The 21768-nt window shown below is 67.1% G+C and carries 23 protein-coding genes and 1 other RNA gene; 7 read left to right on the forward strand and 17 right to left on the reverse strand.

Annotated elements, in window-relative coordinates; all coding sequences use genetic code 11:
- Positions 1-8: 8 nt before the first annotated feature.
- Positions 9-512 carry a DinB family protein gene (locus F3H87_RS08990; protein ID WP_149789267.1) on the reverse strand — a complete coding sequence of 168 codons (504 nt, stop codon included), beginning with the start codon at positions 510-512 and terminating at the stop codon, positions 9-11.
- A 92-nt stretch (positions 513-604) separates the two neighbouring features.
- Here F3H87_RS08990 and ssrA point away from each other — a divergent pair.
- Positions 605-952, forward strand: a transfer-messenger RNA (tmRNA) gene (ssrA, locus tag F3H87_RS08995).
- A 171-nt stretch (positions 953-1123) separates the two neighbouring features.
- On the opposite strand, the gene F3H87_RS09000 is transcribed toward ssrA, so the two are convergent.
- The 8 genes from F3H87_RS09000 to yajC form a co-directional block, all read right to left on the reverse strand.
- Complete coding sequence (locus tag F3H87_RS09000) at positions 1124-2500, reverse strand: TRAP transporter large permease (RefSeq protein WP_149789266.1); 1377 nt, start codon at positions 2498-2500, stop codon at positions 1124-1126.
- Between the two features lie 3 nt (positions 2501-2503).
- Complete coding sequence (locus tag F3H87_RS09005) at positions 2504-3241, reverse strand: TRAP transporter small permease (protein WP_149789265.1); 738 nt, start codon at positions 3239-3241, stop codon at positions 2504-2506.
- 86 nt (positions 3242-3327) lie between these two features.
- On the reverse strand, positions 3328-4332 hold the full coding sequence (locus tag F3H87_RS09010; RefSeq protein WP_149789264.1) for a DctP family TRAP transporter solute-binding subunit: 1005 nt from the start codon (positions 4330-4332) through the stop codon (positions 3328-3330).
- Between the two features lie 271 nt (positions 4333-4603).
- On the reverse strand, positions 4604-4957 hold the full coding sequence (locus F3H87_RS09015; protein WP_149789263.1) for an Mth938-like domain-containing protein: 354 nt from the start codon (positions 4955-4957) through the stop codon (positions 4604-4606).
- Between the two features lie 4 nt (positions 4958-4961).
- On the reverse strand, positions 4962-5714 hold the full coding sequence (locus F3H87_RS09020) for a sulfite exporter TauE/SafE family protein (protein WP_149789262.1): 753 nt from the start codon (positions 5712-5714) through the stop codon (positions 4962-4964).
- On the reverse strand, positions 5707-6675 hold the full coding sequence (gene secF, locus F3H87_RS09025; protein WP_149789261.1) for a protein translocase subunit SecF: 969 nt from the start codon (positions 6673-6675) through the stop codon (positions 5707-5709). Before secF ends, F3H87_RS09020 begins: the two co-directional genes overlap by 8 nt.
- A 1-nt stretch (position 6676) precedes the next feature.
- Positions 6677-8344, reverse strand: a complete 1668-nt coding sequence (gene secD / locus F3H87_RS09030) for a protein translocase subunit SecD (protein ID WP_149789260.1) — start codon at positions 8342-8344, stop codon at positions 6677-6679.
- A 45-nt stretch (positions 8345-8389) separates the two neighbouring features.
- Positions 8390-8674, reverse strand: a complete 285-nt coding sequence (gene yajC / locus F3H87_RS09035) for a preprotein translocase subunit YajC (RefSeq protein ID WP_149789259.1) — start codon at positions 8672-8674, stop codon at positions 8390-8392.
- Between the two features lie 243 nt (positions 8675-8917).
- Here yajC and serS point away from each other — a divergent pair, with 243 nt between their 5' ends.
- A complete protein-coding gene (gene serS / locus F3H87_RS09040) occupies positions 8918-10210 on the forward strand; it encodes a serine--tRNA ligase (RefSeq protein ID WP_149789258.1) in 1293 nt (430 codons plus the stop codon).
- Between the two features lie 69 nt (positions 10211-10279).
- On the opposite strand, the gene F3H87_RS09045 is transcribed toward serS, so the two are convergent.
- Both F3H87_RS09045 and F3H87_RS09050 read right to left on the reverse strand, forming a co-directional pair.
- Positions 10280-10516 carry an EF-hand domain-containing protein gene (locus F3H87_RS09045; RefSeq protein ID WP_149789257.1) on the reverse strand — a complete coding sequence of 79 codons (237 nt, stop codon included), beginning with the start codon at positions 10514-10516 and terminating at the stop codon, positions 10280-10282.
- Positions 10517-10579: 63 nt separating this feature from the next.
- Positions 10580-10813, reverse strand: coding sequence for an EF-hand domain-containing protein (locus F3H87_RS09050; protein WP_149789256.1), 234 nt, complete (start codon positions 10811-10813; stop codon positions 10580-10582).
- Positions 10814-11494: 681 nt separating this feature from the next.
- Between F3H87_RS09050 and F3H87_RS09055 the strand changes: the two genes are divergently transcribed.
- From F3H87_RS09055 to F3H87_RS09075, 5 genes are all read left to right on the forward strand, one after another.
- Positions 11495-12436: a nucleoside hydrolase gene (locus tag F3H87_RS09055; RefSeq protein WP_149789255.1), complete on the forward strand. Its 942-nt coding sequence runs from the start codon at positions 11495-11497 to the stop codon at positions 12434-12436.
- Entirely contained in the window at positions 12433-12882 is a 450-nt protein-coding gene (locus F3H87_RS09060) for a GNAT family N-acetyltransferase (RefSeq protein WP_149789254.1), read from the forward strand. The genes F3H87_RS09055 and F3H87_RS09060 overlap by 4 nt, the downstream gene beginning before the upstream one ends.
- Positions 12879-13349 carry a GNAT family N-acetyltransferase gene (locus F3H87_RS09065; protein ID WP_149789253.1) on the forward strand — a complete coding sequence of 157 codons (471 nt, stop codon included), beginning with the start codon at positions 12879-12881 and terminating at the stop codon, positions 13347-13349. Before F3H87_RS09060 ends, F3H87_RS09065 begins: the two co-directional genes overlap by 4 nt.
- 28 nt (positions 13350-13377) lie before the next feature.
- Positions 13378-14799: a protein adenylyltransferase SelO gene (locus F3H87_RS09070; RefSeq protein ID WP_149789252.1), complete on the forward strand. Its 1422-nt coding sequence runs from the start codon at positions 13378-13380 to the stop codon at positions 14797-14799.
- 62 nt (positions 14800-14861) lie between these two features.
- Positions 14862-15359: a DUF2059 domain-containing protein gene (locus tag F3H87_RS09075; RefSeq protein WP_149789251.1), complete on the forward strand. Its 498-nt coding sequence runs from the start codon at positions 14862-14864 to the stop codon at positions 15357-15359.
- A gap of 6 nt (positions 15360-15365) precedes the next feature.
- Here the strand turns inward: F3H87_RS09075 and lpxB are convergent, their stop codons facing one another.
- From lpxB to bamA, 6 genes are all read right to left on the reverse strand, one after another.
- Positions 15366-16529 carry a lipid-A-disaccharide synthase gene (lpxB, locus tag F3H87_RS09080; RefSeq protein ID WP_149789312.1) on the reverse strand — a complete coding sequence of 388 codons (1164 nt, stop codon included), beginning with the start codon at positions 16527-16529 and terminating at the stop codon, positions 15366-15368.
- Positions 16526-17422 carry an LpxI family protein gene (locus F3H87_RS09085; protein ID WP_149789250.1) on the reverse strand — a complete coding sequence of 299 codons (897 nt, stop codon included), beginning with the start codon at positions 17420-17422 and terminating at the stop codon, positions 16526-16528. The genes lpxB and F3H87_RS09085 overlap by 4 nt, the downstream gene beginning before the upstream one ends.
- 4 nt (positions 17423-17426) lie before the next feature.
- Positions 17427-18212, reverse strand: coding sequence for an acyl-ACP--UDP-N-acetylglucosamine O-acyltransferase (gene lpxA / locus F3H87_RS09090; protein ID WP_149789249.1), 786 nt, complete (start codon positions 18210-18212; stop codon positions 17427-17429).
- 6 nt (positions 18213-18218) lie between these two features.
- Entirely contained in the window at positions 18219-18683 is a 465-nt protein-coding gene (gene fabZ / locus F3H87_RS09095) for a 3-hydroxyacyl-ACP dehydratase FabZ (protein ID WP_149789248.1), read from the reverse strand.
- A gap of 75 nt (positions 18684-18758) precedes the next feature.
- Positions 18759-19358, reverse strand: a complete 600-nt coding sequence (locus F3H87_RS09100) for an OmpH family outer membrane protein (RefSeq protein ID WP_149789247.1) — start codon at positions 19356-19358, stop codon at positions 18759-18761.
- Positions 19358-21646, reverse strand: a complete 2289-nt coding sequence (bamA, locus tag F3H87_RS09105; RefSeq protein WP_223228018.1) for an outer membrane protein assembly factor BamA — start codon at positions 21644-21646, stop codon at positions 19358-19360. The genes F3H87_RS09100 and bamA overlap by 1 nt, the downstream gene beginning before the upstream one ends.
- Positions 21647-21768 lie beyond the last annotated feature (122 nt).

Raw genomic sequence — 21768 nt, forward strand, 5'->3', positions numbered from 1 at the left:
CCCTTCCCCTACGCCTCGGGCATCAGGAACAGGTCGGACACCGGGGCCGCGACACCGGCGGCGGTCAGCATCGCGTGGATCTGGCCGCGGTGATGGGTCTGGTGGTTGAACATGTGCATCACGATCTCGCCCACGGGCCGCTCCATCTCGCGCCCGGCGGCGCCGGAATACCAGCGCATCCGCCCGGCCAGGTCGACCGCGTGCAACCCTTCGGCCCAGAGCGCGATGCGCCCGTCCAGCCGGAAGCGTTCCGCGCTCCACGTGGCATGGGTGGGATGCAGCGCGGGGCTGTCGGGCAGGCCCTGTTCCGGCGCGGACCCGACGCCGAACCGCGCCATCCACATCCGGTCGCCCCAGAGCAGGTGGTTGGCGGTGCCCAGGATCGAGCCCCAGAATCCCGCCCTGTCGGCCACCAGCGCCGCGTGGTCCAGCGCGCCCATCGCCTGGTCGAGCTGCCGGTTCTGCCAGGCGTTGTAGGCGGCCATGCGGCGCGCGTAATCCGGTGTGATCATCGCCCCTCCGTTCCCGCGGCATCGGGCAACCCCCCGAAATCCCACGTCTTTGCACGCCCCAGTGTCCAAGCGCGGGCGGCAAAGATCAATCCCCCCTTTTCAACGCCCGAAACGGCGCCTATATTCATCCTGTCCTTCGGGACTATGGGCATAAACGCGCTCGTAATAAGCGGATCGGACCCGGGGGCGGTACCCGGCGGCTCCACCATATACCCGGTCGTTGGCGGGTCTTGGGGCCGAAACAGGATCGACGAACGTGTAAAGGTGTGGCTTTGTCCCGGTGAGATACCACCGTTATCGGTTCACATTGCATAATTGCCAACGACAATCGTGCTCCGGTTGCAGTTGCTGCGTAAGCAGTAACAAGACCGAAATCTAAGCCCTTGCGCCTAGCCGCGTAAGGCGGGGTTCGCAGGCACCTGGCAACAGAAGCCTGCACTTTCCCCCCATATCCGGTCGAATCGATCGAGGGCGCCCCATCGGCACGCCCCCGCCGTGGCGCCCGTGGCGGATGGCGGATGCCTCCGGCGGGAGTATTTCGGGAACGATGAAGCCCTTGCCGCGCAAACGGGCCGCCCGCGCGGGACGGCCCGCTACCCGTGGCGGGGCGGCTATTTCGTGATGATCTCGGGGCCCATGAAGGTGGTCGGCAGCCATGTGGACAGCACCGGGATATAGGTCACCATGATCAGGAAGACGAACAGCACTGCCAGGAAGGGCAGCGCCGCGCGCACGACCCGCATCATCGGCATCCCCGCCACGCCCGAGGTCACGAAGAGGTTGAGCCCCACCGGCGGCGTGATCATCCCGATCTCCATGTTCACCACCATGATGATCCCCAGGTGGATCGGGTCGATCCCCAGCTCGATGGCGATGGGAAAGACCAGCGGCGCCACGATCACGATCAGCCCCGAGGGTTCCATGAACTGCCCGCCGATCAGCAGGATCACGTTCACGATCACCAGGAACATCACCGGGCCGAAACCCGCGTCCAGCATCGCCGCGGCGATGGATTGCGGGATCTGTTCGTCGGTCAGCACGTGTTTGAGGATCAGCGCGTTGGCGATGATGAACATCAGCGTGACCGTCAGCTTGCCCGCCTCGAACAGCGTGTCGCGCGTGTCGCGGTGGACAAAGGCGCTCAGCAGCGCGATGGGTTTCTGCAGCAGGTTGAGGTTGCGCTCACCCTCGGGCCGCGACAGCGGGCCCATGTCGCGGTAGACGAAGCTCGAGATCAGGAAGGCATAGACCGCCGCCACCGCCGCGGCCTCGGTGGGGGTGAAGATGCCGCCATAGATGCCGCCCAGGATGATGACGATCAGGAACAGGCCCCAGCCCGCCTCGATGCCGGAATCGACCACCTCGCCCCAGCCGCGCCACTCGCCCCTGGGCAGGTCGCGCATCTTTGCGATGACATAGATCGTCAGCATCAGCATGGTGCCGGCCAGCAGGCCCGGGATCACCCCGGCCAGGAACATCCGCCCCACCGACACGTCGGTTGCGCTGGCATAGACCACCATCACGATGGACGGCGGGATCAGGATGCCCAGCGTGCCCGCGTTGGCGATGACGCCCGCGGCGAAATCCCTGGAATAGCCGACCTGCCGCATCCCCGCGATCACGATCGAGCCGATGGCCACCACCGTCGCCGGGGACGAGCCCGACAGCGCGGCGAACAACATGCAGGCGAACACCCCCGCGATGGCCAGCCCGCCGGGGAAATGCCCCACGATGGCGATGGAGAACCGGATGATCCGCCGCGCCACCCCGCCCGTGGACATGAAGGACGAGGCGAGAACGAAGAACGGGATGGCCAGCAGCGTGTAATGCCCCGCCATCGCCTGGAAAAAGCTTTGTGCGATCGAGGCGAGCGAGGTGTCGCTGAGCACCAGCAGGAAGACGGTCGAGGAAAACCCGAGCGCAACGGCGATCGGCACGCCGATCAGCATCAGCCCCACGACCATGGTAAAGAGAATGACGACTTCCACGGATCAGTCTCCCCGGTTCATGTGGGCCACGTCCTCGACCGCATCTTCGGCCTCGTGGCTGACGATCAGGCTCTCGGCGCGGCCGGTCCAGATGCGCCAGGCGGCCTGGAGAAAGCGGAACAGCAGCAGCGCCATGCCGAAGGGCAGGATGAAATAGGGGATGAAGCGGGGGATCTTCTCGTAATGCTCGCCCTCGTTCATGATCGGCTCGATCCAGCGCAGCATTTCGGGCATCGGGATATCGACCACCTCGTACCAGCCGCGATAGGACGTGCCGCGCATCTCTTCGAAGCCGGTGGGAAACCAGCGGCCGGTGGTTTTCGGCAGGTTGGCGAAATTGGCCCAGTAATCCCACGCGCCCTTCATCAGCAGCGCGGCATAGGCCACGCAGATGGCCGCCGCGATCAGCGCCAGCGCCCGGCGGACCTGCGGCGGGAACACGGTGATCAGCGCGTCGACCCCCAGGTTGGCGGTGACCTTGACGGCGTAGCTCACGCCGAACAGCACCAGCCAGGCAAACAGGAACGTGGTCGCCTCAAGCCCCCAGATCAGCCCGGTGGGCAGATCGACGCCCAGCACGCCCTCGAACCAGCGACCGAACCGGCTGTTCACGCCATAGCGCAGCACCACGTTGACAAAGGTGACGATGGTCATGGCGCCCAGCAGGATCGCGATGGCCGTTTCCTCGATCTCGTTGACCGCACGGCCGATGATGCTGTCCGGTGCGTCGTGTCCCGACATCTGGTCAGCCTCCCCCGATTTTCTTGACAGATGGCATCGGCCCGGCCCCGATGGCGGGGGCCGGGCCGTCCGGCATGTGCCGGACCTCAATGCTTGGCGTTGATCGCCTGGGCCGCGTCGATGTTTTCCTGGCCCACGTCGTCCTGGAACTGCTCCCAGACGGGTTTCATCGCGTCGACCCATGCCTGGCGCTGCTCGCCGGTCAGCTCGCGGATGGTGCTGCCCGCGTCCAGCACCGCCTGGCGGGCCTGCGCGTCGACCTCGCCCACGGCGGCGTTGCGCTCGGTGGTCACCTCGGTCAGGATCGTGGCCAGCTGGTCGCGCACGTCGGCATCCAGGCTTTCCCACCAGTCCACGCCGGTCACCACGAGGTAGTCGATGATGCCGTGGTTGGTTTCGGTGATGCCGTCCTGCACCTCAAAGAACTTCTGGCCATAGATGTTCGACCAGGTGTTTTCCTGCCCGTCCACGACGCCGGTCTGCAACGCGCCGTAGACCTCGGAAAAGGCCATCGGCTGCGGGCTGGCGCCCATCGCCGCCATCTGCGCCTTGAGCACGTCGGAATTCTGCACGCGGAACTTCAGCCCGGCGGCGTCCGAGGGCACCAGCAGCGGTGTCTTGGCCGACATCTGCTTCATGCCGTTATGCCAGAATTCCAGCCCCAGCAGGCCGCGGCGGGTCATCGACGCCTTCATCGCCTGGCCGGTCTCGGAGTTCTGGAACTCGTCCACCGCCTCGATATTCTTGAACATGAAGGGCAGGTCGAAAATGCGGAACTGCTTGGTGAACTGCTCGAATTTCGACAGCGAGGGCGCGGCCATCTGCACGTCGCCCTGCAGCATCGCCTCGAGCACCTGGTCGTCGTTGTAGAGCGTCGAGTTCGGGAAGACCTCCATGCAGGCCTTGCCGTCCATCTCTTCGTTCACGCGCTCCATCAGCATGGTGGCCGCGATCCCCTTGGGGTGCTTGTCGGAATTGGTGACATGGCTGAACTTGATGACGATCTCGCCGTCGTCGCAGGCCGCGGTTGCGGTCTGTGCGGTCACGGTCATCGCCAGCGCCATGGCGGCGGTGGTCATAAGGGTTTTCATCGGTCTCCTCCCAGGTCTCGAGACATTTCATCCGGCACGCCGGAGGGCCCGGCGCGCGCTGGGGAAAGAATCACCATCTGCGGGCTGCGGCTCAAGAAAATGTGAGGGCTGCCCGCGATTCGGGCGAAACGCGCTGTTTTTCAGCAGGTTAGGTATCCCGTCGACGCATGTCTGCCATGCGGGCGGCGTGTGCTGTGCGGAATATCGCACGGAAAACCGGGCGAATCGTGCGGAATTCCGCACAGAATCGCACCGCCTGCGATTCTGCCGTTCAGATCGGCAGCGCGGCCAGCGCGACGCGGCGGCCCTCGGACAACAGCACGTTGTAGGTGCGGCAGGCCGCGGGCGAGGACATGACCTCGACCCCCAGCCCCAATTCCTCCAGCCGGGCGCGCAGGGCGGCGGGCGCGTGGGCGATATCGGCGCCCATGCCCAGGAACAGCACGTCCACCTGCCCCGCCAGCGCCTCGAGCGGGGACAGGTCGTCCAGCCCGTTCCAGCCCCGCGCACGCTCGGCGGTGGCGATCATCGCGCCCTCGATCACCTGGCCGTCGATGCGGAAAAAGCCGGGGCCGTAGCCCTCGACCGGGACGGCGCTGTCATAGCGGATCTCGTGCAGTTCCATCGGGTCAGTCCCAAAGTGGCAGGCCGCTGATCGCAGCGGCGATGGTTATCGCGTAGGCCACCCCACGATACACGCGGGCATGGCCGGGATGAAATACCCGCGCGCCCAGAATGTTGCCCGCGATGTTCGGCAGCGCCATCAGCAGGCCCAGCACGACCGGCACCGCCTCGAGCCGGCCCTGCATCGCCAGCACGCCCAGCAGCATCATGTCGAAGGCATAGAGATAGACCATCGTGTTGGCGCGGATCAGCACCGGCGGGTTGGGTCCGGCCATGTAGAGCAGGATCACCGGCGGCCCCGGCAGCCCCGCGACACCGCCCAGAAAGCCCGACACCGCGCCCGTTCCCGCCAGCAGCGGCCGCGACATCGCCCCGCGATAGCGCAGCCCGAGGCTGAGCACGACCGGCACCGCAATGGCCAGGATCGAGACCGCATAGCGAAAGATTTCGGGCGATACGCGCACCAGCACCGCCAGCCCCAGCGGCAGGCAGATCGCCGCGCCCAGCAGCATCCAGCCCACCTGCCCCGGCATCCCCTCGCGCCAGGCGCGCGGCAGGTTCGGCGCCGGGCCGAACATGTCCATCACCACGAGGATGGTGATGACCCAGACCGGCGGCAGCACCTGCCCCGCCAAAGGGATGAAGATCAGCGCGGTGCCGAACCCCGAAAACCCGCGCACCACGCCCGACAGGACCGCCCCGAGAACGACCAGCCACAGGCCCCCGACCCCGAGGGCCTGCGACAGGATATCAGGCATCTATGTTGGCGAACTGGTTGCCTGTGGTGTTGTCGGGCTTGGTCCAGTCGCGCTTGACCCCAAGCCGCAGCAGCAGCGCCGAGGCCACGAAGATCGAGCTGTAGGTGCCCACGATCACGCCCCAGATCATCGCAAAGACGAAACCGCGGATCACGTCGCCGCCCAGCACGAACAGCGCGATCAGCGCAATCAGCGTGGTGACCGAGGTCATCATCGTCCGGCTGAGGGTTTCGTTGATCGAGCGGTTCAGCACCTCTTTCAGCGGCGTCTGCTTGTATTTGCGCAGGTTTTCCCGCACCCGGTCGAACACCACCACGGTATCGTTCAGCGAATAGCCGACGATGGTCAGCAATGCCGCGATGATCGCCAGGTCGAACCGGATCTGCAGCTCCGAGAAAATGCCGATGGTCAGCACCACGTCATGCACCAGCGCGGCCACCGCCCCCAGCGCGAACTGCCATTCGAAGCGCAGCCAGATATAGATCAGCACCGCCCCGATCGCCAGCACCACGGCGATGACCGCGGTCTGGATCAGCTCGCCCGACACCTTGGGCCCCACCGATTCCACGCTGACAAAGCGGATATCGGGCGCGAAGGTGGCCAGCGCGTCCTCGACCTGCTGCACCACTTCGGGGCTGACGGCCTCTTCGCCGTCCTGCGCCTGGATGCGGATCATCGCCACGTTCTGATCGTCGGCGAACCCCGGGTCGAACACCTCGGTTATGGTGATGTCGCCCAGCCCCAGCGGCGCCACGGCGTCACGATAGGCGCCCACATCGACCGGCGTCGGGCTTTCGGTGCGGATCGTTGTGCCGCCGCGAAAGTCGATGCCGTAATTCAGCCCCTGCATCAGGAACGAGCCCAGCGCGACCACAACCATCACGGCGGAAATGCCCAGCCACAGCTTCGAGCGTTTGAAGAAATCCCAGTTGGTGTCCTGCGGAACGAGTCTCAGGCGCATATCACACCTCCAGCGTTTTGGGGCGGCGGCGCTCGAACCACATGGCGACAAGCAACCGGGTGACGAAGAAGGCGGTGAAGACCGAGGTCAGGATACCCAGCCCCAGCGTGATGGCAAAGCCGCGCACCGGGCCCGAGCCCATGACATACAGGATCACCGCCGTGATGAAGGTCGTGATGTTGGCGTCGATGATGGCGCTCATCGCCTTTTCATAGCCCAGTTCGATCGCGCGGGCCGGGCCGCGCGCGGTCTTGGTCTCTTCGCGGATGCGTTCGAACACCAGCACGTTGGCGTCCACCGCCATGCCGATGGTCAGCACGATCCCGGCGATGCCCGGCAGGGTCAGCGTGGCCCCGATCAGGCTGAGCAGGCCGAAGATCAGCCCGACATTCACCAGCAGCGCGATATTGGCGAAAACACCGAAGGTGCCGTAACTGAGGAACATGAACACCAGCACCGCGACACCGGCGACGATACAGGCGATCTTGCCCGCCTCGATGCTGTCGGCACCCAGTTCCGGGCCGATGGTGCGTTCCTCGAGGAATTCCAGCCCCGCCGGCAGCGCGCCCGCGCGCAGCAGCACCGCAAGGTTGGTCGATTCCTCGACGGTGAAATTGCCGGTGATGATACCCGAACCGCCGGGGATGTGGCTCTGGATCACCGGGGCACTGATCACCTCGTTATCCAGCACGATGGCGAAGGGGCTGCCGATATTCTCGGCGGTATAGTTGCCGAACCGCCGCGCGCCAGTGGGATCGAAGCGGAAATTCACCGCCGGCCGCCCGTTCTGGTCGAAGGCGGGCTGGGCGTCGACCAGTTCCTCGCCGGTGACGACGGCGGCCTGTTCCAGGATGTAGAACACCCCCTCCTCGTCCATCGAGGGCAGCAATTCGTTGCCCGGGCCGGGGGGCATGTCGCCATTGGTGGTGCGCGTGACCACCGGCTGGAATGTCAGCTGCGCGGTGGTGCCGATGATTTCCTTCAGTTCCGCCGCGCTGCCGATGCCGGGCACCTGGATCAGGATGCGGTCGGCGCCCTGGCGCTGGATCGTGGGTTCGCGGGTGCCGACCTCGTCGATGCGGCGGCGGATGATCTCCAGCGCCTGCGCCACGGTGCGCTGGTCCATCGCCAGCCGCTCGGCCTCGGACAGGCGGATCACCACGTCCGCGCCCTCGACGGTCACCTCGATATCGCTGGCACCGGCGCCGGTCAGGCTGACCACCGGGCGCGACAGCCCGCGCACCAGCGCGGCGGCCTCGGCGGCCATGTCGGGCTTTTCGTTCAGGCGGATGCGCAGCTCGTCGGCGGCATCGCTTTCCTGCAGGCGGAAGGTGCCGATGCGGCCGCGCTCCTCGCGCAGAAGGGTCAGAACCTCGGGCCACATCGCCTTGATCCGGGTCTCGTACACGTCCGAGACCTGCACCTCGGCCAGCAGATGCGCGCCGCCGCGCAGGTCGAGCCCCAGGTTGACCAGCCCCGAGGGCAGGAAGGACGGCCACAGGCCGGCCTGTTCCTCCAGCCCCCCGGCGCTGGCCCCGGTTTCAAGCGCCGTGCGCGCGTCGTTCGAGGTTTCGACCCGCGTATAGAACGCGTTGGGCAGCGCCAGAAGCAGCCCGAGCGCCACGAGCCCCCAGATCACCACCCGTTTCCATAGTTCAATCTGCAACATGGCCCTGCCTGCTGTCTTGGCGCCGGTTCGCGGCGCGGGGGCGGATTACTTGGCCTCGGTCGGTTCGGTCCTGGTCAGAACCTGCGCGACGGTCGACTTGACGACGCGCACGCGCACGCCCTCGGCCAGTTCCACCTCGATCTCGTTGTCGTCCTTGACCTTGGAGACCTTGCCGATCAGCCCGCCCTGCGTGACCACCTGGTCGCCCCGGCGCAGCGCCGCGACCATCTGCTGATGGTCCTTCATCTTCTTCTGCTGGGGCCGGATCAGCAGGAAATACATGATCACGAAGATCAGGATGAGGGGGATGAACTGGCCGAAGGCTTCCATCTGGTGCGTCCTTGTCTGCAAATGGGATCGCGCCGCACGCGGGCGGCGCGAGAATTGGCGGGAACCTATGTGCGTGCAGGGGCATTTGCAAGGCGAAGTGGCCGGGGCGCCCGCGTGCCGCGACGCAAGCCGCGACACCGCCCCCGCCCCCGGCGGCCGCACGGCCCGCGCATCCCCCTTTCCCCGCCCTCCGAAATCGGGCAATAGGGGCGCGATCCGATCCAAGCCAGGGGAACCAGACCGATGCATGACATCCGTGCCATCCGCGAAAATCCGGCCGCTCTCGATGCGGCGCTTGCCCGTCGCGGGGCGGAACCGGCCTCGTCGCACATCCTGGCGCTGGATGAAAAGCGCCGCACGGTGATCCACGCGGCCGAAACCGCGCAGGCCGAGCAGAACAAGGCCAGCAAGGAGGTGGGCGCCGCCAGGGCCAGCGGTGACGAGGCCGAATTCGAACGGCTGCGCGCGCTGGTGGCCGAGAAAAAGGCCGAGGTCGCCGCGATGCAGACCGAGGCCAAGGAACTGGATGCCGATCTGACCGCGTTCCTGATGACGCTGCCCAACACGCCGCTGACGGACGTGCCGGATGGCGCGGACGAAAACGACAATGTCGAAATCCGCCGCTGGGGCACACCCCGCGAATTCACCTTTGCCCCGAAAGAGCATTACGAGCTTGAGGGCGTGACGCCGGGGATGGATTTCGAAACCGCGGCGAAACTGTCGGGCTCGCGCTTCGTGGTGCTGTCGGGGGGTGTCGCGCGCATCCACCGGGCGCTGGCGCAGTTCATGCTGGACCATCACGTCGAAACCAACGGCCTGTCCGAGACATGGACCCCGGTTCTGGTGCGCGACGAGATGATGCAGGGCACCGGGCAGTTGCCGAAATTCGGCGAAGACAGCTATCAGACCACGAACGGCTGGTGGCTGGTGCCGACCGCCGAGGTGACGCTGACCAATATCGTCAACGGCCTGACCGTGGACGAGGGCACCCTGCCCCGCCGCTACGTGGCGCATACCCAGTGCTTCCGCTCCGAGGCGGGCAGCGCCGGCAAGGACACCGCGGGCATGCTGCGCCAGCACCAGTTCGAAAAGGTCGAGATGGTCAGCATCACCCGCCCGGAGGAAAGCCTGAACGAACATGACCGCATGACCAGATGCGCCGAGGGCGTGCTCGAGGCGCTGGGCCTGCCCTATCGCACCGTGGTGCTGTGCACCGGCGACATGGGATTCGGCGCGCAGAAGACCCACGATATCGAGGTCTGGCTGCCCGGGCAGAACACCTATCGCGAGATCAGTTCGGTCTCGACCTGCGGCGATTTCCAGGCCCGGCGCATGAATGCGCGCTTCAGGCCCGCCGATGGCGGCAAGCCGCACTTCCTGCATACGCTGAACGGGTCCGGTCTTGCCGTGGGCCGCGCGCTGATCGCGGTGCTGGAAAACGGCCAGCAGGAGGACGGGTCGGTCGACCTGCCCGAGGCGCTGCACCCCTACCTGCGCGGCAAGACGCGGCTGGGGGCCGACGGCACGCTGGCCTGAAACAGATAAAGGAAAAGGCCCCCGGTGCGCACACCGGGGGCCTTCCCGCTCCGAAGACGGCCGGGAGGCTTAGCCGTCAGAGGCGAGCAGCCCGGCATCCTGCGCCGCGGCCACTTCGTCGGCATCCAGTTCGCCGTCGCCGTTCGTATCCATCTCCAGGAAGGCGTCCTCGCTCACCTCGGGATAGGCCGCGGTGATCTCGGTAAAGGAATAGGTGCCGTTCCCGTCGGCATCCACCAGCGATGCCTGCGCCAGAAGCGGCGTGGCCAGAAAGGCGGGCAGGATGATGAGTGCGATCTTTTTCATGTCAGGTTTCTCCTTGATTGCAGTGGATGGCGGCCGTGCCGCCCGTGATGGGGCCCGAAGGGCTTAGCCGGCGCTGAGCAGCCCCGCATCCTGGGCCATCGCCAGTTCTTCCTGGTCGATCTCGCCATCCGCGTTTGCATCCATCTGGGCAAAGGCCTCCTCGGTCACATCGGGATGCGCCGCCGAGATTTCCTCGAAGGAATAGGTGCCGTTGCCATCGGTATCCTCCAGCGATGCCTGTGCCAGCAGCGGCGTGGCCAGAAAGGCGGGCAGGATGATGAGTGCGATCTTTTTCATGTCATGGTCCTCCATGAGTGGTTTGAACGACAGCGAGCGCCGCCGATACGATGGATATTCGCCATGGCATGAGATTTTTCAAATCAGGGCATAGACTTAACCGGCATTATTCAACCGACGACTTGGCGATTTCTTGCACAGAGCACCCGGCTTTCAGGACGATTCCGGCCCGCAACCACCGCCCCGCGCCGCCCCGGACCGGAAAATTTCAGAGGCGCCATCAGGGGTTGCGTGCCCCCGCGCGACGGTCGCGCGGCTGTCAATCGGGGGAAAACCGGCCACCACGGCGCCGCGCGACCCTTTGCCGAAACCATGCCCCCACACGCGAAACCCCGCCGGTGCCGGACGGGGCCGCCGATTGGCCGTCACGCGAATCGACCGGCGCAAGAGGTGCGGGCCCCTGGGCCGACCCTTCCCAATGAACGCAGCAGAGGGCAGCGCACGGCCGCGGTCGGGCGATCCGACGGCTGTGACTGGCCGTTTATGCTGCATCCACCTCCTACCTCTGATCGTGGCACCTGCGGCAACCAATCGCCCGGCCGGGGGCGATGCGGCCATGCGCTGCCCTTCCGGTGCGAACGATCCCCGGCATGCGCGGAAACGGGCCGGGGCATCCTTCGCGGTTATGGACAACGCGCGCACCTGTTGCCACTGTCCCGCAAACGACATACGGACCACCCCATGCCTCCCAGAAAGATCATCATCGACACCGACCCCGGACAGGACGACGCCGTGGCGATCCTGCTGGCGCTGGCCAGCGCCGACGAGATCGAGGTGCTGGGCCTGACCGCCGTGGCGGGCAACGTGCCGCTGCACCTGACCGCGCGCAACGCACGCATGGTCTGCGAACTGGCCGGACGCCCCGATATCCCCGTATTTGCAGGCTGCGACCGCCCGCTGGGGCGCGATCTGGTCACGGCGGAACATGTGCATGGCAAGACCGGGCTGGACGGCCCCGACCTGCCGGACCCGGCGATGCCGCTGCAGGATGCCCATGCCGTCGATTTCATCGTCGACACCCTGCGCGCCGAGCCGCCCGGCACCGTCACGCTCTGCCCGCTGGGGCCGCTGACCAATATCGCCATGGCCTTTGAAAAAGCCCCCGATATCGTGAACCGCGTGGCCGAAATCGTGCTGATGGGCGGCGCCTATTTCGAGGTGGGCAACATCACCCCCGCGGCCGAGTTCAACATCTATGTCGACCCGCAGGCCGCGCGCATCGTGTTCAAGTCGGGCGCGAAACTGACGGTGATGCCGCTGGACGTGACCCACAAGGCGCTGGTGACGAAGCCCCGCAACGACGCGTTCCGCGCGCTCGGCACGCCGGTGGGCGTGGCGGTGGCGCAGATGACCGATTTCTTCGAACGCTTCGACAAGGAAAAATACGGCAGCGCAGGCGCCCCCCTGCACGACCCGTGCGTGACCGCCTACCTGATCCGGCCCGAGCTGTTCACGGGGCGGCACATCAATGTCGAGATCGAAACCCAATCCGAACTCACGATGGGCATGACCGTGGCCGACTGGTGGCGCGTGTCGGGGCGCGCGCCCAACGCCATGTTCATGGGCGATATCGACGCCGACGGATTCTTCACCCTGCTGACGGAAAGGCTGGCCCGGCTGTGACCTCGCTCCATATCGCCACCACCGACGACCTGACCCGCCTGCTGCCGATGGTCGCCGCCTACCACGCCGAGGAAGGCATCCCCAGCGACGAGGCGCACCTGACCGCCGCCCTCACCCCGCTGCTGGAGGGCACGCCGCTGGGCGTGGCCTACCTGATCGGGCCACGGCGCAGCCCGGTGGGCTATATCGTGATTTCCTTCGGCTACTCGGTCGAACTGGGCGGCATCGACGGGATGATCGACGAATTCTGGATACGCCCCCCGGTGCGCGGGCGCGGCATGGGCATGGACGTGCTGCTGGGGCTTGTCCCGGCGCTGGCCGGGCACGGGCTTTGCGGCCTGTCGCTCGAGGTGGACCGCGACAACACCCGCGCGCAAAGGCTCTATAACCGCGCCGGGTTCCGGTTGCGCGACAAGTACAGCCTGATGACGCGCGTCCTGCGATGAGGATCGGCCCCGCCGCCCCCGGGTTCGACGACTGGACCGGGTTGCTGTCGCTGATCCTGAACAGCTTTGCCTATATGGAGGGGCGCATCGCCCCGTCCTCGTCGGCGCTGCGGCTGACGCCTGTGGCGCTGGCCGAGCGGGCGCGGGACGAGCATCTTTACCTTGCGACCCGGAACGACACGATGCTGGCCTGCGCCTTTTTCGCCGAACAGCCCGGCGCGCTTTACATCGGCAAGCTGGCCGTCGCGCCCACCGCGCAGCGCCGGGGGCTGGGGGCCGGGCTGATCGCCGCGGCCGGGACACTGGCCCGCAGCCGCAACCTGCCCCGGCTGCGGCTGGAAACCCGGATCGAACTGACGGAAAACCACGCCGCCTTTGCCCGGCTGGGATTTTCCCGGGTCGCAGAAAAGGCGCATCCCGGATTTGACCGCCCGACCTCGATCACGATGGAAAAACCGCTCTGGTAAAGATGCGCAGCGGGATTATCTTTGCGTCATGACCCTGCATGTGCCCTTCGACAATTCCTACGCCACCCTGCCCGACCGGTTTTTCACCCGGCAGCGCCCCGAACCCGTGGGCACGCCCCGGCTGATCCGGTTCAACACGGCGCTGGCCGAGGAACTGGGAATCGCCCCCGGCACCCCGGACGAGATGGCGCGCGTCTTTTCCGGCAACGAGATACCGCAAGGCGCCACCCCGCTGGCGCAGGCCTATGCCGGGCACCAGTTCGGCGGGTTTTCCCCGCAGCTGGGCGACGGCCGCGCGATCCTGCTGGGCGAGGTCGTGGACCGCGACGGCCGCAGGCGCGACATCCAGCTCAAGGGCGCGGGGCGCACGCCCTATTCGCGGATGGGCGACGGGCGGGCCTGGCTGGGCCCGGTGCTGCGCGAATACGTGCTGAGCGAGGCGATGCACGCCCTCGGCATCCCCACCACCCGCGCGCTGGCGGCGGTGGCCACCGGCGATCCGGTCCACCGCGAACAGGGCGCGCTGCCCGGCGCGGTTCTGACCCGCGTGGCGGCCAGCCATATCCGGGTGGGCACCTTCGAATATTTCGCCGCGCGCCGCGATCTCGACGCGCTCAGGGCGCTTTATGCCCATACCCGCGACCGCCACTACCCCGGGGCGGGCGACCCCGGCGAGATGCTCGAAGCGGTGATCGACCGGCAGGCGGCGCTGGTGGCCGACTGGATGGCCATCGGTTTCATCCACGGGGTGATGAACACCGACAACACCACGCTTTCGGGTGAAACCATCGACTACGGCCCGGCGGCCTATATGGATGCCTGGCACCCGGTCACGGTCTATTCCTCGATCGACCGGCACGGGCGCTATGCCTATGACAACCAGGCGCAGGTCATCGCCTGGAACCTGGCACAGCTCGCCTCGGCGCTGGTGCCGCTGATGCCCGACCAGGACGACGCGATCGCACAGTTCACCCGCATGGTCCACGCCATGCCCACACGGGTCGAGGGCGAGCGGCGGCAGCGGTTCCGCGCCAAGCTGGGGCTGGCCACGCACCAGGGCGGCGATACCGCGCTGATCGACGACCTGCTCAAGCTGATGCAGGATCACGGCGCGGATTTCACCAATACCTTCCGGGGTCTGGCCGACGGCACCGCGCGCGGCCAGTTCACCGATCCCGCCGCATTCGACGCGTGGGAGGCGCGCTGGAAAACCCGGCTTCAGGCCGAGGCGGACCCGTATGGCCTGATGCGCCGCACCAACCCGGCCTATATCCCGCGCAATCACCGGGTCGAACAGATGATCCAGGCCGCCACGCGCGGCGATTACGCCCCGTTCGAACGGCTGCTCGACGTGCTGGCGCATCCGTTCGACGATCAGCCGGACGCCGACGACCTGCGCCGCCCGCCCGAACCGCATGAGGAAGTGAAACAGACCTTTTGCGGCACCTGAGATTGCGCAGGGCGCGCACCCGCCCTAGGCTGCGGCGGAGTCACTGGTCAAGGACATCCCCGATGCTTACCCCCCTGCGCGCGCTCCTGCTTGCCTCGTCGCTGACCCTTGCCGGGCCGCTGGCCGCCGGGGATGCCGAGGACGCCGCCTATCAGGAACGCCTTGCCGCCGCGCGCGCCTATGTCGAGATGTCGATGCAGGATGTCGAGATGGCGCGCATCGTCGAACAGATGTGGCGCGGGGCGCTGCCGCAGTTCCGGCAGATCGCCGGCGGGCCGTTGACGGAACAGCAGATGACCGATCTGCAGGCGCTTTACATGGAAGTGTTCGAGGCGCCCATGCGCGACGTGATGCGCGATCAGGACAAGCTGATGGCCGACCTCCTGTCGCTGGAGGAAATCGCCGCGCTGCGCGATTTCTACGCCACGCCCGAGGGCCGGTCGGTGATGCGCAAGCTGCCCGATATCCTGGCCCGCCAGCAGCCGCAGATCATGGCGCTGGTGCAGGATTCGCTGCCGCAGATACTGCCCCGGGTCAGGGATATCCTGCGCCCCGAGTGACCACGCTCAGCCCGCGCTGTCGGCAAGCCCCGACAGCACCGCCGTCGCCGCGCGCAGCCCCGGCGCCGCCTGCCCGCGCCCCAGCCTGTCCATCGTCAGGTCCATCGCCGCGCGCTGCGCCTGCGGGTCGGCCATGACCTGCCGCACGGCGGGGGCGATCAGGTCGGGGCGGCAACGCGCCCCGATGAATTCCGGCACCGCGCGGGTGTCGGACACCAGATTCACCAGCGTCACGGTATCGACTTGCAGCATCCGGGCGATGATCTGCCGGCTGAGCCAGCTCATGTCATAGGCGATGACCATGGGCGTGGCGCTGGCCGCCAGTTCCAGCGACACGGTGCCCGACGCCGCCAGCGCCACATCCGCGGCGCGGAAGGCGGCGCGCTTGTCGGCGGCGAATTCGGCGGGGTCCGCCTGCCGGGGGTCGAGGATCAGCGGCGCGACCGGCCACCCCCCCGTCGCCTCGCCGATCATGTCGGCCACATGCGCCACCGCCGGGATAACGACGCGCAGGCCGGGCAGATCGCCATGCAGCCGGGCGCAGACATCCGTGAATACCGGCATCAGCCGCCCCACCTCGCCCCGGCGCGATCCGGGCAGCAGCAGCAGCAGCGGCGCGTCCCCAAGCCCGTGCGCGGCGCGGAATCCCTCGGCCTCGGCCTCGCTGGCGACCGGTTCCGACACGACCGGGTGGCCCACGAAATCGCAGCGCATCCCGGCGGCCTCCATATAGGGCGGCTCGAACGGGAACAGCGCCAGCACCTGGTCGACCACCTGCGCCATCTTCCCGGCCCGTCCCGGCCGCCACGCCCAGACGGTCGGCGCCACGTAGTGCACGGTGCGGATGGTGCTTGCCGCCCTGACCCGGCGGGCCACGCGCAGGCAGAAATCGGGGCTGTCGATGGTGATCAGCACATCGGGCCGCGCCGCAAGCACCGCCTGTGCGGTCTGTTCGATCCGGCGTTTCAGGTGGCGGTATTTCGGCAGGATCTCGGCCAGCCCCATGACCGAAAGCTCCTCCATCGGGAACAGGCTTTGCATCCCCTCGGCCTGCATCAGCGGCCCGGCAACGCCATGAAACTCGACCTCGCGCAGGGATTTCAGCCCCGCCATCAGCGCCGCGCCCAGCCGGTCGCCCGACGCCTCGCCCGCGATCAGGAACACCCTCAGCGCACCCACAGGAACATCCCCATCGCATCGAGGATCGCCACGACCTCGGGCCGGTCCAGCACGATCACGCCGCCCGCCTCGATCACGATCCCGTCCAGCCCCACCTCGGCGGCATGGCAGGCGGTATCCGCGCCGATCGCGGGCAGGTCGGCGCGGCGGTCCTGCCCCGGTTTCGGCGCCTTGAACAGGATCGCCCCGGCGCCCGGCGCGTCCGCCGCATCCTCCAGCGTGTCCGACAGCCACGCGGCGGCCTGCCCGGTCATGCCGCCGGCGGGGTCGAACCGCCAGGCAAGGGGATCGAACCCGCTGGTCCCGATGCCGCGCGGACCGGCCAGCCGCGCCAGCATCGCGTCGGTGCCCGACTGCTCCTCGCGCGCCAGCACCCTGCCCCGCCGGATCACGCAGGCCTGCCCCAGATCGGCGCGGCCCTGTTCGTGCAGAACGCGCAGCGCCACCGCCACGTCGTCGCGGTGGGTCTGCTGCGGCTGCCGCTTCGTCGGCACGCCCGCTGGCAGCAGCAGGTCCGGTGCCAGTTCATGCGCGGCGCGGATGGTAAAGCCGGTTTTCTCCAGCAACCCCATCACCACGCGCAGCGCGCCATCGTCGCCCTGCCCCAGCGCCTGTTGCAGCAGCGGCACCAGCGGGGCGGTTTCGGCATCCAGCCTGGCAGGGTCGATCCGGGGCCGGTCGATGGCCCCGCACAGGCAGATATCGGTCACGCCGCGTTCGCCCAGCTCCAGCAGGAAGCTGCCCAGCGTTTCCAGCCGGAAGGTGATGTCGGGCGCCAGCCCCCCGGGCACGATCCCGTCCAGCGCGCAGACCAGAGGCGGGCTCTCCTGCGCCGCGGCCACCGCCGCGGGCAACCGGCCCCGCCCTGCGATCAGCGCCAGCATCGGGCTACCGTGGCGTCAGGAAATGCCGGTCCGACGCGGCGGTGACGAAATCGACGATCTGGCGCACGTAGTCGCTGCCGGTTTCCTCGCCCAGGCGGCGGGCGCGGTCCTGGAACGTGCCCTCGCCCTGCGCCAGCATCTGGAACGCGGCGCGCAAGGCGGTGATGTCCGCCCGCGCCACGCCGCGGCGTTTCAGCCCGACAAGGTTCAGCCCGTCCAGCTCGCCCCTCGGCCCCTGCACAAGCCCGTGCGGGATCACGTCATTGGCCACCATCGACAGCGCGCCGATGATCGCGCCCTGCCCGATCCGCACCCATTGGTGCACGCCCGACAGCCCGCCGACGATCACATCGTCCCCGATCACGCAATGGCCCGCGATGGCCGAGTGGTTGACGATCACCACCCGGTCGCCCACCTGCGCATCATGGGCGATGTGGCAACCGGCCATGAACAGCCCGTCATCGCCGATGCGGGTGACGCCGCCACCGCCCTCGGTGCCGGTGTTCATCGTCGCATGTTCGCGGATACGGTTGCGCGCGCCGATCTCAAGGCGCGTCCGCTCGCCACGGAATTTCAGATCTTGCGGGATCTCGCCGATCACGGCAAAGGGGAACACCACCGTTTCCGGCCCGATCGTGGTGGCCCCGGTCACGACGACATGGGATTTCAGCTCGACCCGGTCGCCCAGTCGCACCTCGGGACCGACATGGCAGAACGGGCCCACGCGCACATCGGCGCCCAGTTCGGCACCGTCCTCGATGATGGCGGACGGGTGAATGAGGCTGGCCATCGGGGGTTACTCCTGCGGCAGGTCCATCATCGCGGTAAACTCGGCCTCGGCGGCCATGTCCCCGTCGACCGTGGCCGTGCCCTTGAACTTCCACACCTTTGCGCCCGGCTTGCCGCGCAGCGTCGTCAGCTCCATCCGCAACTGGTCGCCCGGCACCACCTTGCGGCGGAACTTGCAGCCGTCGATGCCCATGAAATAGATCAGCAGATCCTTGTCGGCCAGGTCCATCGCCACGCCCACCATGACGGCGGCGGTCTGGGCCATCGCCTCGACGATGGTGACGCCGGGCATGATCGGGGTGCCGGGGAAATGCCCCTGGAAATGCGGCTCGTTCATGGTGACGTTCTTGATCCCCACGGCGCTGGACGTGCCGTCGATATCCGTCACCCGGTCCACCAGGAGGAACGGGTAGCGATGCGGCAGTATCCGCTGGATCAACTGGATATCGGCGCTTTTGAGCGTGTCACTCATGAGGTCATCCTTGGTCAGGTTCCGGCATCGCCTGTCCCTAGCAACTCCCCCCGCCCGGGGCAAGCGCGGCGGCGTTCAGTCGGCGGGATCTGCCGGGGCGGGCTCATCGTCCGGCGCGGCGCCGGTGTCGTCCTGCGGCGTGGCTTCCTGCGCGGCATCCAGCCGGCTGATCGCCAGTTCGGTGATGTCGATCGCCTCGAGCGTCAGCACGACCGAGCGGGTATCGACCACCATGACCGCGCCGGACTCGCGCACGATCTCGGCCAGCACCGGACGCGCGGCATCGTCGAACCGGTCGCGCATGGCATCGCCTTTCTGCGTCAGTTCCAGCGCGAGCTGCCGCCGTTCGGCGCGGATACGCACCACCTTCTGATCGAAGGCGCTGGCCGCCTCGCGGAACGCCTCGGGGTTCATGGTGTCGCGCAGGCCGGTCAGCTCGACCTCTTCGGCCTCAAGCTCGGCCTCGATCTTGCGGTTCTCGGCCTCCAGCAGGATGCGCTCGGCCTCAAGCTCGGCCACCAGCGCGCGACCGAGCTGCGAGCCGGAAAAGAACCGGTCGTAGTTGATCGACAGGATCGGGCTGCGGATCACCGGCTCGCCCTGCGACAGCGGTTGCGCCGCAAGGGGCGGCGCCAGCGCCAGCAGGACAGCCAGACAGACCGCCCGCAGCGCCATCAGAACCGGGTCGAGATCGTGACGTCGAATTTCTGTTCGTCGTCGCGGTCCTCTTTCTCAAGCGCCTTCGAGAAGTTGAACCGCAGCGGGCCGATCGGCGTATTCCAGAAGATCGACAGGCCGACCACATGCCGCCACGACCGGTCCTCGTAAAGGATGTTCGAACTGCTGAAGGTATCGTCCAGCCCCCAGACCGATCCGACATCGTAGAACGCGCCGCCGCGAATGCCGTATTCCTCGGGCAGGCCCAGCGGGAACTCGGCCTCGAACTTGGCCACGGCATAGAGGTTGCCGCCCAGCGCGTCGTCGATGACGTTGTTGGGATCGCTGTTGTCGAATTCGCGCGGGCCGATACCGTCGGGGGAAAACCCGCGCATGATCGAGTTGCCGATCAGGAAGCGGTCGGTGACACGGCTGTTGCCCTCGCGGAAGTTCAGCATCCCGCCTTCGAGCGAGGCGCGCAGCGTCACTTCCTCGTTGGCGATCTTGGTTTCGAACGTGGCCTTGGCCTTGGTGCGGATGAACTTGCTGTCGCCGCCAAGCCCGGCGAATTCCTGGCCGAACTGCAGCCGGAAGCCGGTATTCGGGTTCAGCCCGTTGATCCGGCTGTCATAGGTATAGTTATAGCCGACCGCGCTGGTCCAGACATCGCCCTGCGCCGCCTCGCGCGAGATGATGGTGCCCGAGGTGTCGAAGCTGGCCGACAGATCCTCGTAATCGGCCTCCATGTCCATGGTCTCGGCCAGGTAATAGACGTTCAGCCGCCCGCGTTCGCTGACCGGGAAGGTCAGGCCGGGGCGGATGCGGCCCAGGCGGGTGTCGTAATTGGCGTTCTGGTTGTCTGTCTCGATATACCCGACGTCCAGCGCGAATTCGAGATCGCGGCCCAGGAAGGCCGGTTCCGCGAATTGCAGGCGGTAAATCCGGTTATCCTGCGCGCCAGAGATCGAGAAGGACAGTTTCTGCCCCCGCCCGAGAAAGTTTTCCTCGGCAAAGGACGCCACCAGCGAAAAGCCGTTATTGGTCGAGAACGCGCCGCCGAAGGACAGCGAACCGGTGGGCTGTTCCTCGACATTCACGTCGATCACCACCTGGTCGGGGCTGGAGCCTTCGCGCGCGTTCACGTCGGCGTTCGAGAAATAGCCCAGCGCGCGGATGCGCTCGGCGCTTTCGCGGATTTCGCGCGGGTTGAACGGATCGCCCTCGACGATGCGGAACTGGCGCCGCACCACGCGGTCCAGCGTGGTGGCGTTGCCCTCGATGTCGATGCGCTCGACAAACACGCGCGGCCCGCGCACCACGGCGAATTCCACGTCCAGCGTCAGGTCGCGGTCGTTGCGGGTGATGCGCGGCTCGACCCGGATGAAATCCAGCCCCTTGCGGATCGCCAGACGCTCCAGCCGGGCGATCGAGTTCTCGACGACGGTCGGCGAATAGACGACGCCGGGCCGCACGCGCAGCGCCTCCTGGAACTCGTCGGGATCGACCTCGGACAGCTCGGTCGTCGTGGTGATTTCGCCAAAGCGGAATTGCTGCCCCTCGTAGATGTTGAAGGTCAGGAAATAGCCGTCGCGCTCGCGCGTCAGTTCGGCGTTGACGCTGGTGGTGCGGAAATCGACATAGCCGCGCGAGTTGTAGAAATCGCGCAGCACCTGCTTGTCGAACTCGATCCGGTCGGCGACGAAGGTGTCGCGGCGGATGAAGGCGCGCAACAGGCCCGCCTGCTTGGTTTCCAGCACGCGGCGCAGGCGGCGGTCGGAATAGACCTTGTTGCCGACGAAGCCGAGGCGCTCGATCTCGACCAGGTCGCCCTCGAAGATTTCGAACACCAGGTCGACGCGGTTGTCGCTGCGGCGGATAATGCGCGGGGTCACCCGCGCGGCCAGCCGGCCGGCGTTGTTATACGCTTCGGCGATGCGGGTGGCGTCGCGTTCGGCGACCGAGGCGCTGAACACCCGGCGCGAACGGGATTCGACCACCGCTTCCAGCACCTCGTCGTCGATCCGGCGGTTGCCCTCGAACGAGATGCGGTTGATCGTCGGGAATTCCGAGACCCGGATCACCAGCGTGTTGCCGCGCGGCTCCAGCTCGACGGTTTCGAACAGGCCCGAGCCCAGGATGCTCTGATACGCGTCGTTCAACTGCCCCGCCGACACCGTTTCGCCGCGGGCGATTCCCGCGTAGGACAGGATGGTGCCGGGTTCGATCCGCTGGCTGCCCTCGATTCTCACGTCGCTGAAGCGATAGCTTTGCGCCTCCGCCCGTTCCGGCAAGGCCGTCAAAGCCATTGCAATGACTAGGAAAATAAACGCGCCGGCATGGCGCAGTCTGGCGGTGGTCGTTGCGGGGCCCCGGCCCAGCGCGGAAAATGCGGCGATCATAGGTTCCCCCGGACAGACCTTCGGATGCC

The organism is Lutimaribacter pacificus (genome assembly GCF_900142185.1).
In the GTDB taxonomy this organism is placed as follows: Bacteria; Pseudomonadota; Alphaproteobacteria; order Rhodobacterales; family Rhodobacteraceae; genus Lutimaribacter; species Lutimaribacter pacificus.

What these genes read in the sequence shown, in the direction of transcription:
- F3H87_RS08990 (WP_149789267.1), bottom strand. Translation starts at nt 512, where the DNA reads ATGATCACACCGGATTACGCGCGCCGCATGGCCGCCTACAACGCCTGG.
- F3H87_RS09005 (WP_149789265.1), bottom strand. Translation starts at nt 3,241, where the DNA reads ATGTCGGGACACGACGCACCGGACAGCATCATCGGCCGTGCGGTCAAC.
- F3H87_RS09010 (WP_149789264.1), bottom strand. Translation starts at nt 4,332, where the DNA reads ATGAAAACCCTTATGACCACCGCCGCCATGGCGCTGGCGATGACCGTG.
- F3H87_RS09015 (WP_149789263.1), bottom strand. Translation starts at nt 4,957, where the DNA reads ATGGAACTGCACGAGATCCGCTATGACAGCGCCGTCCCGGTCGAGGGC.
- F3H87_RS09020 (WP_149789262.1), bottom strand. Translation starts at nt 5,714, where the DNA reads ATGCCTGATATCCTGTCGCAGGCCCTCGGGGTCGGGGGCCTGTGGCTG.
- secF (WP_149789261.1), bottom strand. Translation starts at nt 6,675, where the DNA reads ATGCGCCTGAGACTCGTTCCGCAGGACACCAACTGGGATTTCTTCAAA.
- secD (WP_149789260.1), bottom strand. Translation starts at nt 8,344, where the DNA reads ATGTTGCAGATTGAACTATGGAAACGGGTGGTGATCTGGGGGCTCGTG.
- yajC (WP_149789259.1), bottom strand. Translation starts at nt 8,674, where the DNA reads ATGGAAGCCTTCGGCCAGTTCATCCCCCTCATCCTGATCTTCGTGATC.
- serS (WP_149789258.1), top strand. Translation starts at nt 8,918, where the DNA reads ATGCATGACATCCGTGCCATCCGCGAAAATCCGGCCGCTCTCGATGCG.
- F3H87_RS09045 (WP_149789257.1), bottom strand. Translation starts at nt 10,516, where the DNA reads ATGAAAAAGATCGCACTCATCATCCTGCCCGCCTTTCTGGCCACGCCG.
- F3H87_RS09050 (WP_149789256.1), bottom strand. Translation starts at nt 10,813, where the DNA reads ATGAAAAAGATCGCACTCATCATCCTGCCCGCCTTTCTGGCCACGCCG.
- F3H87_RS09055 (WP_149789255.1), top strand. Translation starts at nt 11,495, where the DNA reads ATGCCTCCCAGAAAGATCATCATCGACACCGACCCCGGACAGGACGAC.
- F3H87_RS09065 (WP_149789253.1), top strand. Translation starts at nt 12,879, where the DNA reads ATGAGGATCGGCCCCGCCGCCCCCGGGTTCGACGACTGGACCGGGTTG.
- F3H87_RS09070 (WP_149789252.1), top strand. Translation starts at nt 13,378, where the DNA reads ATGACCCTGCATGTGCCCTTCGACAATTCCTACGCCACCCTGCCCGAC.
- F3H87_RS09075 (WP_149789251.1), top strand. Translation starts at nt 14,862, where the DNA reads ATGCTTACCCCCCTGCGCGCGCTCCTGCTTGCCTCGTCGCTGACCCTT.
- F3H87_RS09085 (WP_149789250.1), bottom strand. Translation starts at nt 17,422, where the DNA reads ATGCTGGCGCTGATCGCAGGGCGGGGCCGGTTGCCCGCGGCGGTGGCC.
- lpxA (WP_149789249.1), bottom strand. Translation starts at nt 18,212, where the DNA reads ATGGCCAGCCTCATTCACCCGTCCGCCATCATCGAGGACGGTGCCGAA.
- fabZ (WP_149789248.1), bottom strand. Translation starts at nt 18,683, where the DNA reads ATGAGTGACACGCTCAAAAGCGCCGATATCCAGTTGATCCAGCGGATA.
- F3H87_RS09100 (WP_149789247.1), bottom strand. Translation starts at nt 19,358, where the DNA reads ATGGCGCTGCGGGCGGTCTGTCTGGCTGTCCTGCTGGCGCTGGCGCCG.
- bamA (WP_223228018.1), bottom strand. Translation starts at nt 21,646, where the DNA reads ATGGCTTTGACGGCCTTGCCGGAACGGGCGGAGGCGCAAAGCTATCGC.